A 15,580-nucleotide genomic window follows, 5' to 3' on the forward strand; every position below is an offset into this window, starting at 1 on the left:
ACCGCGCTAGACCGCATGGCTGAACCGTGCCGACGCGGTCTGCCGGTACGCGTCCAGTCTGCTCGCAATGACGCGCGCATAGGGAAGCGCGTCTTCGCTCAGGCGGAGCACATTCCCCTCCCAGGCGATCAGCCCGTACCGTTCGAACGGCGTCAGCCGACTGCGGATGTCCGCCCCGCCGTCCAGCGCGGTCGGGTCGGCCGTGCCCCGGGTCAGGATCGTCTCGATCGCCCGGCCGCGCAGCCTGTCTTCGGGGCTGCGCCGCAGCCCACGACAGGTTGCCAGGGCTCCGGCATCGATCCGCATGCCGTAGCGTCCCGTATTCTTCTCGGTCTGCAGGATCCGGTCGGGGAAATCGCTGATCGCGCTGGCCCCAAGACCGATCAGGATCTCCGCCGGGTCTTCGGTGAATCCCTGGAAGTTGCGGCGCAGGCCGCCGCTCGCCGCCGCCTGCGCCAGCGCATCGCCCGGTCGGGCGAAATGGTCGAACCCGACCGGGTCATAGCCGGCATCGACCAGCATGCGATGCGCCAAGGCCGCCTGCGCAAAGCGCTCCGCCGTTCCCGCCAGCCCGTCCGCGACGATGCGTCGCTGGCGCGGTACGAGGTGCGGGACGTGCGCATAGCCGAACACCGCAAGCCGGTCGGGGCCCATCGCGATGCTCTCGGCGATGCTGGCCCGCAGGCTCTGCTCGGACTGTTGCGGCAGGCCATACATGAGATCGAAATTGATCGACCCGACACCGGCATCGCGCAATAGCGCTGTCGTGCGACGGATATCCTCCGACGGCTGCACACGCCCGATCGCCGCCTGGACCTGCGGGTCGAGCGTCTGGACGCCGAGGCTGACCCGCGACACCCCTGCTCGCCCGATCGCCCCCGCCCAGTCGCGGTCGAAGCCACGCGGATCGACCTCGACCGATAGTATCGCATCGGTGCAGTCGAACGCCGTCCTGACGCTTTCGACGAGCCGGAGAAACGCCGCCGGCGGAATCGCATTCGGACTGCCGCCGCCGAACGCGATCCGTCCCACGCGGACGCCAGTCACCCGCTGCGCGACGAGTGCGATCTCGCGTTCGAGCCGTTCGACATAGGCGGCGAGCCGCGCGGCGCGGTTCGCCGCCCCCGTGTTGCAGCCGCAATACCAGCAGATGTCCCGGCAATAGGGGATGTGCAGATACAGCGAGACGACCATGCCCGGCGCGATGGCCGCCAGCGCCTCCTCCATATCGACCGGACCGACATCGTCGCCGAATTCGGCAGCCGTCGGATAGCTGGTGTAGCGCGGCACGGGTGTCGCGAGCAGTTCGGGGTGATAGGTCCACATGCGATGATGGGTGCGATGTCCCCTTCGGCGGGTCTTTGATCGGCATCAAATCCGCGTTTGGCCGTGATCAACGCCCCCGCCTGGCCACACGCCTAGCCCGAACGCATCCCAATCAGGAGTCGGGCAATGAAGCATCTTACCATCGGCGTAGTTCTAGCCGCCGCCGGCCTCGGCATCGCCACGCCGGCCATGGCGCAGGACCCGGCACCGCGCACCGGTATCCAAGCCGGCGACGTGCTCGTCCGCCTGCGCGCGATCCTCGTCGCCCCGAACGAACGCTCGGGCGGGATCCTCCCGACCTTTCCCGGCGAGCGCGTCAGCGTCGACAACAGCGCGATGCCCGAGATCGACGTCACCTATATGGCCACCGACCAGATCGGCTTCGAACTGATCGCCGCGACGACCAAACACAGCGCCAGCGGGCGTAGCGGGACGACCGGATCGATCGGCAAGCTGGCCTCGACCTGGGTGCTGCCCCCGACGCTGACCGCGCAATATCACCTCAACCCACGCGGCTCGATCCGTCCCTATGTCGGGGCCGGACTGAACTACACGATGTTCTGGAACGAGGATGCCTCGGCGGGTCTCGAAAAGGCGGTCGGACGGACGCGGGTACGTATGAAGGACAGCTTCGGCTGGGCGGCGCAGGCCGGGGTCGACGTCGACATCACGCCGAAGGTCTTTCTCAACCTCGACGTCAAATATATCGACATCGACACGAGCGCCCGCCTGCGCACGACGGCAATCGGTACGCAGAACGTGAAGATCAATCTCGATCCGCTCGTCTTCGGCGTCGGTCTCGGCCTGAGGCTTTAACCCCACGGCCGAACAGGACCGCGGGCCACCGCGCCCGCGGTCCTAGTCGTCGAACGCCGCGACCGAGACGCGGGTGCCGCGCAGGAACGCGTCGGCAACGAGCGTGAAGGGGGTCGTGTCGACCTCGCTGCGCCCGTCGCGGACCAGGGCGGCGAAACGCGCATAGAGCCCGGCATATTCCGCATCGTCATGCTCGCTGCTGCCCTCGGGCAGGGTCAGCACCGCGCCGCCTTTGGCAAGACGGAGCGTGCCGGCGTCGGTGTCGACGACGATGTCCCAGCTTTGCGGGCCGGTCTGGCGCCAGTCGAGATCCATCGTGATCGGTGTGCCCGACGCACTGCGGAAAGCGAGATCGGCGGCGATCGGCGCGGCACGATTGGCCGGTGTCGACAGTGTCGCGGACGCCAGGAAGAACGGCTCGGGCAGGATCTCGGTCGCGATCGACAGGGCATTGATGCCCGGATCGAATACGCCGAGCCCGCCCGGCTCCCAGATCCACGCCTGACCGGGATGCCAGACGCGGACGTCTTCGCGCCAGACGATCGACACGCGGTCGATGCGACGGTCGGCAAGCCAGGCCTTGGCGGGCGCGACACCCGCCGCGAACCGCGAATGCCAGCCGGCGAACAGCGTCGCGCCGGTCTGTGCTGCCTGAGCCTCGAGCGCGTCGACCTCCGCGAGTGTCGCGCCCGGCGGCTTTTCGAGGAACACGTGCAGGCGCTTTTCGAGCGCCATCGTGGCGAGCGAATAGCGCACCTGCGGCGGCGTGCAGAGAGCGATCGCGTCGATCGCCGGACCTTCGGCGAGCAGCGCCTCCAGCGACCTGAAGTTGACGACGCCCTCGACGCCCGGATCCCGCGGGCTGACGCTGGCGACGAGCTCGAATTCGGCGTTGCCCGCGATCGACGGGAGATGCTGGTCGCGTGCGATCTTGCCCATGCCGACAACGGCGATGCGGATACCCGCCACGCTCAAAGCGCCTTTACCGAGACCGACCGCGGTGCGGCCCTGGTCAGCGTGTTGCGCAGCGGCAGCGTGAAGGGCGCAGCCTCGATCTCGAACACGTCGCCTTCACGCGTCGTCACGCCCTCGGCGAACGACAGCGTCGCAGTCCCAAAGAAATGGACATGGATGTCGCCCGGGCGGCGGAACAGATCATATTTGAAATGATGCGCCTCGAGATTGGCGATGCTGTGCGACATGTTCGCCTCGCCCGACAGGAACGGCTTCTCCCACAGGACGGCGCCGTCGCGGTGGATCCGGCTCATCCCCTCGACATGCTCGGGCGGTGGGCCGACGAGCAGCTCCGGGCCGAGCGACGCCTGGCGCAGCTTGGAATGCGCGAGCCACAGATAATTGTGCCGCTCGGTCACGTGATCGCTGAACTCGTTGGCCAGACACAGGCCGAGCCGGAACGGCGTGCCGTCAGCCCCGATCAGGTAGATCCCGGCAAGCTCGGGCTCTTCGCCACCATCCTCGGCAAAATCGGGCATCTCCAGCGCTGCCCCCGGCGCGACGAGGCCCGAACCGTCACCCTTGTAGAACCATTCGGGCTGCTGGCCGCACTCGCCCGGCCCCGGCTTGCCGCGCTCGACCCCTTCCAGGAACATCCGCATCGAATCGGTCTGCTTTTCGGCATCCGCCGCGGCACGGTGCATCTTGTCGCGCCCCTCGGCCGAGCCGAGATGCGTCAGCCCGGTACCCGTCATGACGACGTGCGCCGGGTCGACATGATCGATCGGCGACATCAGACGACCGGCCGTCAGTTCGGCCGCGATGTCGACGCTGGCGCCCGTACCGCAGGCCGCGACCGTGGCGGCAAGATCAAGACCCTCCGCGATCGCCCGTTCGGCGAGCGCGCGAACGCTGTCGATGCCGGGAACGAAAGCCGCCCCCGCGCTGGTGGCCGCGATCACGGATCGCGTGCCGTCGACGCCAACATGCTGCAACAGGCGCAAGCTCATCTTCCTCTCCTTTTCGGGTGCCGCTGTTACGGTTCGCCCGGACGTCATCATGCAGGGAATTGGCGGGTCAGCCGGCGACGACGCCGTCGATCAGCCGCGGCGCGTCCGTGTCGTCACGCACGCAGGCGGGCAGCAATTCCGGCAGCAGGTTCTGGTAGGATACCGGCCGCAGGAAGCGGTCGATCGCCAGGCTGCCGACCGAGGTCGTGCGACCGTCCGACGTCGCCGGGAACGGTCCGCCATGGACCATCGCATGCGCGACCTCGACACCCGTCGGCCAGCCATTGGCCAGGATCCGCCCCGCCTTGCGCTCGAGCAGTGGGATCAGGTGCGACGCCATCCCGGCATCGCCCGCATCCATCTGGATCGTCGCGGTCAGCTGACCTTCCGCGGCGCGCAGCACGGCATGGAGCTCGTTCTCGTCTGCGCAGCGCACCAGCAGCGACGACGCCCCGAACACCTCATGTCCCAGTGCCGCGTCGCTCAGGAACTGTGCAGCTGTGGTTTCGAAGAACGCCGCCTGCCCCTGTGCGACACCTTCGCCGACCTTGCCCTGTGCGATCGTCTTGACCGCGTCATGGCCCGCAAGCGCCTCGACGCCCTTCTGGTACGCGGCATGGATGCCGCCGGTGAGCATGGTCGCCGCCGGTGCGTCGGGAAGCGCGGTCGCCGCTGCGGCGACAAACGCATCGAGCCCGTCGCCCTCGATGGCGAGGACCAGACCGGGATTGGTGCAGAACTGCCCCGCGCCCATCGTCAGCGACCCGACGAACGCCGTACCCAGCGCCGCGCCGCGCGCTTTCAGCGCCTCGGGCAGCAGCACGACGGGATTGATGCTCGACATCTCGGCATAGACCGGGATCGGCACGTCGCGCGCCTGCGCCAGCTTGACGAGTGCCAGGCCGCCAGCGCGCGACCCGGTGAAGCCGACCGCAGCGATCCGCGGATCCTGGACCAGCGTGCTGCCCAGATCATTGCCGGGGCCGACCAGATGCGAGAACACGCCCTTTGGCAGGCCGCAGGCAGCAACCGCCGCCTCGATTGCGCCAGCGACCATCGCGCCGGTAGCGGGGTGCGCCGGATGACCCTTGACGACGACGGGGCAGCCGGCAGCGAGCGCCGAGGCGGTATCACCACCCGCGGTCGAGAAGGCGAGCGGGAAATTGCTCGCGCCGAACACCGCGACCGGGCCGAGCGGGATCATCCGCAGGCGCAGGTCGGGACGCGGCAAGGGTGCGCGGTCGGGCAGCGCCGAGTCGATGCGGACACCCATCCAGCCGCCGCGGCGCACGACGCCTGCAAACAGCTTCAGCTGGCCAACGGTACGACCCCGCTCGCCCTCGAGCCGCGCGCGCGGCAAGCCGCTCTCGCGCATCGCAGTGACGATCAGCGTGTCACCGAGCGCGACGATCTCTTCGCCGATCCGTTCGAGAAAGTCCGCGCGGGCCGCATTGTCGGTCGCGCGATACGCATCAAACGCCGCGTCGGCGGCAGCGCAGGCCGCGGCGACGTCATCGGCGCCGTGCACCGCAAAGGCCTCACCGATTGCGAGCCCGGTCGTCGCGTCGATCGAACGGAACGCGTCGTGGCCGGCCGTCTTGGCCGTCTGGATATCAGTCATGGATAGTAGCTCCCTTATACTCAGACTTATGCGCAATGGCCCGATTTAGCAATCTTTTGGCGTTCCTTGATGGCACGCGGACTGTTACGCCGTGATGATGGAGCAGGCGCTATGACGATCAACGACGACGATCCACAGGAGATTGTGACCGACGCCGGAACAGCACGCAGCCCCCGGGGGACCGGCCGCCGCCTGCACGGCGCGGTGGCGCACAAGCTGGGCACCGCGATCCTGTCGGGCGAATATGCGCCCGGCGACACGCTGGCCGGGGAAGTCGATTTCTCCAAGACGCTCGACGTGTCCCGAAGCGCGTACCGGGAGGCCGTCCAGGTGCTGACCGCCAAGGGGCTGGTCGAGAGCCGGCCCAAGATCGGCACGCGCGTCCTGCCCCGCAGCCGATGGAATCTGCTCGATCCCGACGTGCTCGCCTGGGCATTCGCGGCCGAGCCCGACATCATGTTCGTGCGCGACCTGTTCGAACTGCGCGCGATCGTCGAACCGGCCGCCGCCGCGCTCGCGGCCGAGCGCCGCGACCGCGCCGATCTGAAGATCATGAAGGACGCGCTCACCGCGATGCGTCGCCACACGCTCGCGACCGAGGCGGGCCGCGCGGCGGATCGCGAATTCCACGACGCCGTGCTGACCGCGACGCGGAACGATGCGCTGATCGTGCTGAGCGCCAGCATCGGCGCGGCGGTCAACTGGACCACCCAGTACAAGCAACGCGCCCGCGCGCTGCCCCGCAACCCGATCCCCGATCATGTGCTCGTCTATGACGCGATCGCGGCTGGCGATGCCGCGGCGGCAAGTGCCGCGATGCGCACGCTGGTCGACCTGGCACTGGAAGATACGAAGGCGGCGATGCAGCGCTGAACGCGCCGCACCGCCGCCATCCGGATCATCCAACCGCGACCGGCTCGGGCAGCGCATGCGTCACGCGCGATCCCCAGAGCGCGTAGAACAGGATGTAGAGTTCACACGCCGCGGTCAGCAGGAACGAGATCTGCAGGCCATAACGGTCCGCGAGCCAGCCCTGCACGATTACCAGTGCACCACCCGCGATTGCCATGATCAGCAGCCCCGACCCCTCTTCCGTCAGCGGTCCGAGCCCGCGGATGCCGAGCGTGAAGATCGTCGGGAACATGATCGAATGGAACAGCCCGACCGAGATCAGCGCCCACATCGCGACGTGCCCGGTGGTGAAGGTGGCGACCAGCATCACGACGAACGCGCCGATGCTGGCCAGCGCCAGGACGTGCTCCGCCGGAACGCTACGCATGATGACGCTGCCGACCAGCCGCCCGACCATCATCCCGCCCCACAGGATGAACAGATAGTGCGAGGCCTGCTCATGCGTCAGATTGCCGATCTGCGGCTGGCTGACGAAGTTGATAAAGAGGTTGGCGACGCCGATCTCGGCGATCAGATAGATGAAGATTGCCGGGATGCCGAGCACGAGGTTGCGATGCGACCAGAGCGACAGGCCCTTGCGATCGGCCTTTGCCGAACGCTGCGTCGCCGCCCCCATTGCCGGCAGCGGGAAGCGTGCGATGACGACCGCGAGCACGACCAGCACGCCCGCGACGATGAGATAGGGCAGCACGACTGACTGCGCGTCGGCAAGCCGCTCGGCGGGGGTCAATACCGCGGTGGATCCGGCGACCGCCGTACCCGAGGTCGAGCGGCCGAGGATCAGATAGCCGCCGAACAAGGGCGCGAGCGTCGCACCCGCCGAATTGAATGCCTGGACCAGGTTGAGCCGTGACGAGGCGGTCTCGGGCGGGCCGACGACCGCGACATAGGGGTTCGCCGCGACCTGAAGCAGCGTGATGCCGCTGGCGATCACGAACAGGGCGAACAGCGTCACACCATAAGACGGCAGCCGCGCGGCGGGCACCATCATCAGCGCGCCGGCGGCCATCATCGCGAGCCCGAACACCATCGCGCGCTGATAGCCGACACGCTCGATCAGCTTGGCGGACGGGATCGACGCGAAGAAATAGGCGATGAACCAGACGCTCTCGATCAGCGTGGTCTGTGTGTAGCTGAGATCGAACACGCTGCGCAGATGCGGCAGCAGCGTGTTGTTGATGACCGTGATGAAGCCCCACATGAAGAACAGGCTGGCCAGCAAGGTCAGCGCGGATCGGTAGCTCGGCCCCTCCGCACTGCCCCCCGTCCCCGGTGCAGCGCCTGCGATCGTCCCGTGCGTCTGTATCGGCATCGCCATAATCGTCCATCCTCCGTGCCATGTCGGCGACTGAACATCAGTCTTTTCCCGCATGGCTTGCTCAGAAATATATTGTCCGACTATATACCCCCATAAGGCGCGTCAACGGCGTCAGAGGATCAGGATAGGAACCGGAATGAGCGGAATCGGAAAAACGGGGATCATCTTGGCAACTCTCTTAGCCGCCCTGGCAGCGCCGGCGGCGAACGCGGCCGAGGCCAGGCGCACCCCCGCGGGTACGCTGCGCGACGGCACGGCGATCGAGGCGATCACGCTCAGCAACGCGCACGGCGTCTCGGCGCGCATCCTGTCCTACGGCGCGACGCTGCAATCGCTGATGGCGCCCGACCAGGCCGGCAAGGTCGCCGACGTCGTGCTCGGCTATGATGACCTCGCCTCCTATGTCGACCATCCCAATTTCTTCGGCGTGACGGTCGGGCGCTTCGCCAACCGCATCGCCGGCGGCCGCTTCACGCTCGACGGCAAGGCCTATCAGCTTCCGCTCAACGACAAGGTCAATTCGCTGCACGGCGGCGGCAAGGGTTTCGACAAGGTCGCGTGGAAAGTCCTGTCGATCAAGGACGGCCCGACCGCGACGCTCGTGCTCGGCCACCGCAGCGCGGATGGCGAATCCGGCTATCCGGGCAATCTCGACGTCACCGTTACCTACACGCTCGACGAAGCGGGCAATCTCGGCATCGCCTATGATGCCAGGACCGACAAGCCGACGATCGTGAACATGACCAATCACGCGATCTTCGACCTTGGTGGCGAGGGATCGGCGATGGGCGCGAACGGCCACCGGCTGACGATCCCCGCCAAGGCGATCACGCCCGTCGACGACAAGCTGATCCCGACCGGTGCGTTGCAGCCCGTCCAGGGGACCGTGTTCGACTTCCGCAACGGCCGGATCGTCGGCGAAGGGCTTCGCGACGGTCGCGACCAGCAGATCCGCTACGGCCACGGCTACGACCACAACTTCGCGCTCGACAAGGGCGTCACCGCCAAGCCCGAGCTGGCCGCGCGGCTTGAGGATCCTGCCTCGGGACGCGTGCTTGAAGTCCTGTCGACCGAGCCCGGCGTCAGTTCTACACCGGCAATTTTCTTGACGGGACGTTCATCGGCAAGCACGGCCATCTCTACCGGATGGGTGACGGTATCGCGCTGGAACCGCAGAAATTTCCGGACGCACCGAACAAGCCGAATTTCGTCTCTGCGCGTGTCGATCCGGGCAAGCCCTATCATCACGCCATGATCTACCGCGTCTCCGTCGCTCGCTGATATTCGACCTGCTTACCCCGGAAAGCCTCTCATGACCGACTTGCCCAAACTCCGCAGCCGCGCGTGGTTCGACAATCCCGAGAATATCGACATGACCGCGCTTTATCTGGAGCGCTATCTGAACTTCGGATTGAGCCTTGAGGAACTGCGTTCGGGCAAGCCGATCATCGGCATCGCGCAAACCGGCAGCGACCTCAGCCCCTGCAACCGTCACCACCTCGTGCTCGCCGAACGGCTGCGCGAAGGCATTCGCGAGGCGGGCGGGATCGCGCTCGAATTCCCGGTCCATCCGATCCAGGAGACCGGCAAGCGCCCGACCGCCGGGCTCGACCGCAACCTCGCTTATCTGGCGCTGGTCGAGGTGCTCTACGGCTATCCGCTCGACGGAGTCGTGCTGACGATCGGCTGCGACAAGACGACGCCCGCCTGCCTGATGGCGGCGGCGACGGTCAACATTCCCGCCATCGCGCTGTCGGTCGGGCCGATGCTCAACGGCTGGCACAAGGGCGAGCGGACCGGCTCGGGCACGATCGTGTGGAAGGCGCGCGAGCTGCTCGCGACCGGCGCGATCGACGATGAGGGCTTCATCAAGCTTGTCGCCTCGTCCGCGCCCTCGACCGGCTATTGCAACACGATGGGCACCGCGACGACGATGAACAGCCTGGCCGAGGCGCTCGGCATGCAACTGCCCGGCTCGGCCGCGATCCCCGCGCCCTACCGCGACCGCCAGGAGGTCGCGTACAAGACCGGCAAGCGGATCGTCGACATGGTCGCCGAGGATCTGAAGCCCTCCGACATCCTGACCAAGGAGGCGTTCTACAACGCGATCGTCGTCAATTCGGCGATCGGCGGATCGACCAACGCGCCGATCCACCTCGCCGCGATCGCGCGCCATATCGGCGTCGACCTGCCGATCGACGACTGGCAGAAGCACGGTCACAAGGTCCCGCTGATGGTCAACCTTCAGCCCGCCGGGGAGTATCTCGGCGAGGATTATTACCATGCCGGGGGCGTGCCCGCCGTCGTCGCCGAGCTGATGAAGCAGGGCCTGATCCACGAAGACGCGATCACCGCCAACGGCAAGAGCATCGGCGACAATTGCCGCACCGCGACGATCGAGGACGAGCGCGTCATCCGTCCGTTCGCGACCCCGCTGCTGCAGGATGCCGGCTTCATCGTCCTGCGCGGTAACCTGTTCGACAGCGCGATCATGAAGACGAGCGTCATCTCGCCGGAATTCCGCGAACGCTATCTCAGCAATCCGGACGATCCCGAGGCGTTCGAAGGCCCCGCGGTCGTGTTCGACGGCCCCGAGGACTATCATCACCGGATTGACGATCCGTCGCTCGGCATCACCACCGATACGCTGCTGTTCATGCGTGGCGCCGGGCCGATCGGCTATCCGGGTGCCGCCGAGGTCGTCAACATGCGTCCGCCCGCTTATCTCATCCGCGAAGGCGTTCACGCGCTTCCCTGCATCGGCGACGGTCGCCAGTCGGGCACGTCAGGCTCGCCCTCGATCCTCAACGCCAGCCCCGAGGCGGCGGCAATGGGCGGCCTCGCGCTGATCCGCACCGGCGACCGGGTTCGCATCGATCTCGGCAAGGGCAGCGCCGATGTCCTGATCTCCGATGAGGAACTCGCCGAGCGACGCCGCACGCTGACTGCGGCGGGCGGATACGCCTTCCCGCGCTCGCAGACGCCGTGGCAGGAAATTCAGCGCGCCACGGTCGGCCAGATGGAAACCGGTGCCATCCTAGAAGGTGCCGAGAAATACCAGCGCATCGCCCAGACGATGGGCCTGCCGCGCGACAACCACTAGGTCTGAGCCGCCGGGTCGCGCACGCCGCGCGGCCCGGCGGGCGCGAACAAATTCCTTGCATAACTTACTATTTTACATTGCAGCATGGGCTGACATGATTACTTAGCACGCTAATGACTTCCCCCCGCGCCGTGCTCGAATCCTCCTATGCCCGCACCCTCCTGCCGCTCGCGCGCAGCTGGCGGCAGGCGGCCGACCACGCGCTCCGCGACATGGGGGTGTCGGCATCGACCGGCTGGGCACTCGTTCAGGTCGGGCGGCTGGGCGACGATGTGCGGCAGATCGATCTCGCCTGTGAACTCGACGTGACACAGGCATCGCTGGTGCGCTCGATCGACCAGATGACCGCCGCCGGGCTTGTCGAGCGCCACCGCGATCCCGCCGATGCGCGGGTCAGCCGGATCCGCCTGACGCCGCACGGGCGAACGCTCGTCACCACGATCGAGGCGAAGTTCGCGACGCTACGCCATGCGATGCTCGAGGGTGTGCCGGACGACGATCTGGCCACCGCGCTACGCGTTGCGGAACGGCTCGGCGCGCGGTTTGTGGCAGATCGTGGACGATGACGCTGTCCCGGTTCGGGGGGAAGGAGGCGCTCTTCTCGGTCAAATGCTTCGTCGCCGCGATCCTCGCTTATTACATCGCGCTGCGGATCGGTCTGACGCGGCCCTATTGGGCGGTGACGACGTCCTATATCGTCGCGCAGCCGCTGGCCGGCGCGGTGTTGTCCAAGGCGGTGTTCCGGGTCGCGGGCACCGTGCTCGGCGCGATTGCCGCGGTCGTGCTCGTGCCGAACCTCGTCAACGCGCCCGAACTCCTGTCACTCGGCCTCGCGCTGTGGCTCGGGCTGTGCCTCTACATCTCGCTGCTCGACCGGACGCCGCGGGCCTATGTGTTCCTGCTCGCGGGCTATACCGCCAGCATCATAGGGTTTCCGTCGGTTGCGGCGCCGGGCGCGGTCTTCACCATCGCTGCGCTGCGGGTGCAGGAGATCACGATCGGTATCCTGTGTGGCAGTCTGATCCACGGCCTCGTCTTCCCGCAGACCGTCACCGCCGTGCTGCTCGGTCGGATCGACGCGATCCTCGCCGACGCGGAACGCTGGTCGCGCGATTCGCTTGCGGGGGAAAGCGATGCCGCGCTCGACCGCGACCGGCGGCGGCTGGCGCTCGATATCAACGAGTTGCACCAGCTTTCCATTCACTTGCCATTCGACACCGCCCGGCTGCTCCCGCGCGTCCGGACGCTTCGCGCACTCCAGGCGGAGCTGTCGATGCTGTTGCCGCTGGCGAGCGCGATCGACGACCGGATCGTCGAACTCAAGCGGGGCGCCGACAGGCCGCGCCCCGAGGCGCTCGCGCTGATCGAGGACGTTCGCGAATGGCTGCGCGATCCCTCTTCGGCATCGGAGCGCGGCGCGCACGCCGATGAGCTGATTGCCCGGGCCCGCGCGCTCGAACCCGCGCCCGGCAGCGCGCTGATCTGGCGTGACGCGTTGCGGCTGAGCCTGGTGGCGCGGCTCGGGGAACTGGTCGACGCGCATCGCAACGTACGCGACCTACGCGATCAGATGCGATCGCCGTCGCGCGCGCCCGTCACCCCCGCCGTCGCGCGGCTGCTGGCACGCTCCGCCCGGCGACCGCTCCACCGGGATCGCGGCATCGCGTTGCGTGCAGCCGCCGGCACGGTGATGACGATCCTGCTGGGCTGCGCCTTCTGGATCGGGACAGCATGGCCCGACGGTGCGGGCGCGGTGCTGATTGCGGGGGTGTGCTGCGCCTTGTTCGGCAACAGCGACAACCCGGCACCGGCGATCAAGGCGTTCTTCTATGGCACGATCCTCGGCCTGGTCGTGTCGGCCGTCTATGCGTTTGCGATCCTGCCGCGCGTGACCGACTTCGTGACGCTCGCCGCGGTGCTCGCGCCGCCGATGCTGATCGGAGGAATGTTCCTCGCGCGGCCGGCAACCTTGCTCGTCACGCTCGGCGCGTTGCTTGGCGGACTTAACACGGTCGGGCTGAACGACCGGTTCGGCGGCGGCTTCGATCAGTTTATGAACGGCGCGATCGCGCAATTGATCGGGACGTTGTTCGCGGTCGTCACGGTCGGCCTGTTTCAGACGATCGGCGCGCAGACCAGCGCGCGGCGGTTGCTCCGCGCCGGCTGGCGCGAACTGGCGACGCGCGCGGATTCGACCGGCCGGCCCGATACGGCGGGCTGGATCGCGCGGATGCTCGACCGGATTGGCCTGCTCGCACCGCGGCTGGCGCTGCAGGGCGAGGATCCCGGCAAGCCGCTGCTCGATGCGCTGACCGACCTGCGCGTCGGTGTGGCGGTCGGCGAACTCCGCCAGCTCCGCATCGACGGTCCGGTCGACGAGGCGGCGATGATCACGCCGGTGCTGCGTGGGGTCGGCTCGCATTACCGCGCGCTGCGCCCCAACCAGCCCGCGCCCCCCGAACCCGATCTGCTCGCGGGGATCGACCGGGCGCTGGCCGGCTTCGCATCGAGCATGCCCGACCGCCACCGCACGAGCGTGCTCGCGCTCACCTCGTTGCGCCGCAACCTCTTTCCCTCGGCCCCCGCCTATGCGGGCTTACCGGAGATGCCCGCATGACCGGCGAGATCTCGATCGGCGGTGTCTATCTGCCGACCCTTCTCCTGCTTGCCGGCGCCGCGGTCGTGCTCACCGGCGTCGCCACCCGCCTGCTCGCCTTTGCCGGGGTGTACCGCGCGGTGACCTATCGTCCGCTGGTCGACCTGGCGCTGTTCATCCTCATCCTCGGGCTACTTGCCCTGCTCACCGGACCCTCCGCATGACCTCGCCCCGTCTCAAGTCCCTGCTGGCCCCGCTCGGCCGTTCCGCCGCCACTCTGGTCATCGTCGCCCTCGCGGTGGTCGTCGCGCTGTGGCTGTGGAAGCGCTATGAGAGCGATCCGTGGACGCGCGACGGGCATATCCGGGCCGACATCGTTCGCGTCACCCCCGATGTCGCGGGTCTCGTCACGCGCGTCGCCGTGCGGGACAACCAGAGGGTCAAGCCCGGCGACGTGCTGTTCGTGGTCGATCGTCCGCGCTTCGAACTGACGCTTGCGCAATCTGACGCCTCGATCGCGAGCGCGCGCGCGACGCTGCTGCAGGCGCGGCGCGAGGCACAGCGCGACCTCGCACTGGGCGACCTGGTCGCCAAGGAAACGCACGAACAGAATGTCGCGCGCGTCGCCACTGCCTCGGCGACGCTCGCGCAGGCCCGGAGCGCGCGATCGACCGCGGCGCTGAATCTCGCGCGGACGACGGTGCGGGCGACCGTGCACGGCATCGTCACAAATCTCGACCTGCACCCCGGCGATTATATTGCCGCGGGCGCGCAGGCGATGGCGCTGATCGACACGGACTCGCTTCGGGTCGAGGGGTATTTCGAGGAAACCAAGCTCGGCAGCATCCATCTCGGCGACCCGGTGACCGTGCATCTGATGGGCGAAGCGCAGGCGTTGCACGGTCGAGTCGACAGCATCGCCGCGGGCATCAACGACAGCGAACGGACGAACACGACCAACCTGCTGCCCAATGTGAACCCGACGTTCAACTGGGTCCGCCTCGCACAGCGCATCCCCGTGCGTGTGAAGCTCGTGCAGGTGCCGAAGGGTGTCCCGCTTATCGTCGGGCGGACGGCGACGGTGACGGTGGAGCCCAAACTTCAGTCGGGAGCGCCGGCGTGATGCGCACGCGTCTCTCGCAGATCGCCCCTTCTCCTGGACGGGGCGGGATCGCCGCCTCCCCCACCCGCCGGGGTCTTGCCGCGAGTATCCTCGCGCTCGGCCTCGCCGCCTGCACCACCGCCGGCCCGGACTATGTACGTCCCGATCGCGCCGTCGCCGCGATGCCCGCCGCGCAGGGCGCGTTCGACAGCGGTCACGAGGCCGCGTTCGTCGATGCCCCCCTCCCCCGATCACTGGTGGCAACTCTATGGCGATCCCCGCCTCGACGCGTTCGTCGCCGAGGCGCTGGCGGCGAACACCGATCTGCGCGCTGCCGATGCCAATCTCCGCCGTGCCGACGCGGTCGTTGCGGAGGTTGCCGCCGGGCGGACGCTGTCGACCACGATCGGCGGCGGTACGTCGATCGACCGGCCCTATGCGAGCCGCGGCAACCTGCCCGGAACGCTTGACGCCAATCTCGGCATCACCCTCGCCTATCCGCTCGACCTGTCGGGGCGCATCCGGCGCGCGATCGAAGCCGCGCAGGGCGATGCGCAGGCGGTCGCCGCCGCGCGCGACGACGTCCGCGTGACCGTCGCTGCCGAACCGCGCGCAGCTATGCCGCGGTGTGCACGGCGAACATGGTGCTCGCCGCCAACAGCCGGGTACTTGCCCTCCAGCGCCAGACGCTCGACGCACGCGCCGCCTGCAACGTGGTGGGCGCGGCACGGCGTTCGACGTCACGCGGGCAAGGACCGCGGTCGACCAGAGCGAGGCGTGATCCCGTCGCAGGTCGCGACGCGCACCGCCGCGCTCTACCGG

At 67.9% G+C, this 15,580-nt stretch carries 12 protein-coding genes and 2 pseudogenes; 9 read left to right on the forward strand and 5 right to left on the reverse strand.

Translation table 11 applies throughout. The features are described from left to right. Window positions 1–6: 6 nt before the first annotated feature. On the reverse strand, window positions 7–1,326 hold the full coding sequence (locus tag NI18_RS07475) for a radical SAM protein (protein WP_037529136.1): 1,320 nt from the start codon (window positions 1,324–1,326) through the stop codon (window positions 7–9). 126 nt (window positions 1,327–1,452) lie between these two features. On the opposite strand from NI18_RS07475, the gene NI18_RS07480 reads away from it, so the two are divergent. Continuing rightward, the gene (locus NI18_RS07480) at window positions 1,453–2,142 is read left to right on the forward strand and encodes an OmpW family outer membrane protein (RefSeq protein ID WP_031440407.1); all 690 of its coding nucleotides are present in this window, start codon (window positions 1,453–1,455) and stop codon (window positions 2,140–2,142) included. A 42-nt stretch (window positions 2,143–2,184) separates the two neighbouring features. Here NI18_RS07480 and NI18_RS07485 read toward each other — a convergent pair whose 3' ends face one another. The 3 genes from NI18_RS07485 to NI18_RS07495 all read right to left on the reverse strand — a co-directional run bounded on the left by NI18_RS07485 (window position 2,185) and on the right by NI18_RS07495 (window position 5,727). Further along, window positions 2,185–3,111, reverse strand: a complete 927-nt coding sequence (locus tag NI18_RS07485) for a Gfo/Idh/MocA family oxidoreductase (protein ID WP_128082123.1) — start codon at window positions 3,109–3,111, stop codon at window positions 2,185–2,187. A 2-nt stretch (window positions 3,112–3,113) separates the two neighbouring features. Next, a complete protein-coding gene (gene araD1 / locus NI18_RS07490) occupies window positions 3,114–4,106 on the reverse strand; it encodes an AraD1 family protein (protein WP_031440410.1) in 993 nt (330 codons plus the stop codon). Between the two features lie 67 nt (window positions 4,107–4,173). Then, on the reverse strand, window positions 4,174–5,727 hold the full coding sequence (locus NI18_RS07495) for an aldehyde dehydrogenase (NADP(+)) (protein WP_084215087.1): 1,554 nt from the start codon (window positions 5,725–5,727) through the stop codon (window positions 4,174–4,176). 111 nt (window positions 5,728–5,838) lie between these two features. On the opposite strand from NI18_RS07495, the gene NI18_RS07500 reads away from it, so the two are divergent. Beyond that, window positions 5,839–6,600, forward strand: coding sequence for an FCD domain-containing protein (locus NI18_RS07500; protein WP_056407587.1), 762 nt, complete (start codon window positions 5,839–5,841; stop codon window positions 6,598–6,600). Between the two features lie 25 nt (window positions 6,601–6,625). Here the strand turns inward: NI18_RS07500 and NI18_RS07505 are convergent, their stop codons facing one another. After that, a complete protein-coding gene (locus tag NI18_RS07505; RefSeq protein WP_031440413.1) occupies window positions 6,626–7,957 on the reverse strand; it encodes a sugar MFS transporter in 1,332 nt (443 codons plus the stop codon). 136 nt (window positions 7,958–8,093) lie between these two features. On the opposite strand from NI18_RS07505, the pseudogene NI18_RS07510 reads away from it, so the two are divergent. The 7 genes and pseudogenes from NI18_RS07510 to NI18_RS07540 form a co-directional block, all read left to right on the forward strand. Next, window positions 8,094–9,238 (forward strand): annotated as a pseudogene (locus NI18_RS07510) (aldose epimerase family protein). Window positions 9,239–9,269: 31 nt separating this feature from the next. Then, complete coding sequence (locus NI18_RS07515; protein WP_037529138.1) at window positions 9,270–11,060, forward strand: IlvD/Edd family dehydratase; 1,791 nt, start codon at window positions 9,270–9,272, stop codon at window positions 11,058–11,060. 113 nt (window positions 11,061–11,173) lie between these two features. Then, window positions 11,174–11,626 carry a MarR family transcriptional regulator gene (locus NI18_RS07520; protein ID WP_031440416.1) on the forward strand — a complete coding sequence of 151 codons (453 nt, stop codon included), beginning with the start codon at window positions 11,174–11,176 and terminating at the stop codon, window positions 11,624–11,626. Beyond that, the gene (locus NI18_RS07525) at window positions 11,623–13,677 is read left to right on the forward strand and encodes an FUSC family protein (protein ID WP_037529139.1); all 2,055 of its coding nucleotides are present in this window, start codon (window positions 11,623–11,625) and stop codon (window positions 13,675–13,677) included. Before NI18_RS07520 ends, NI18_RS07525 begins: the two co-directional genes overlap by 4 nt. Next, a complete protein-coding gene (locus NI18_RS07530; protein WP_031440418.1) occupies window positions 13,674–13,880 on the forward strand; it encodes a DUF1656 domain-containing protein in 207 nt (68 codons plus the stop codon). The genes NI18_RS07525 and NI18_RS07530 overlap by 4 nt, the downstream gene beginning before the upstream one ends. Next, window positions 13,877–14,779 (forward strand): efflux RND transporter periplasmic adaptor subunit, encoded by a 903-nt coding sequence (locus NI18_RS07535; RefSeq protein ID WP_031440419.1) that lies wholly within the window; start codon window positions 13,877–13,879, stop codon window positions 14,777–14,779. Before NI18_RS07530 ends, NI18_RS07535 begins: the two co-directional genes overlap by 4 nt. 47 nt (window positions 14,780–14,826) lie before the next feature. Beyond that, window positions 14,827–15,580 (forward strand): annotated as a pseudogene (locus NI18_RS07540) (TolC family protein); the annotation flags it as partial.

Source organism: Sphingomonas sp. Ant20 (assembly GCF_000783375.1).
GTDB classification, from domain to species: domain Bacteria; phylum Pseudomonadota; class Alphaproteobacteria; order Sphingomonadales; family Sphingomonadaceae; genus Sphingomonas; species Sphingomonas aerolata.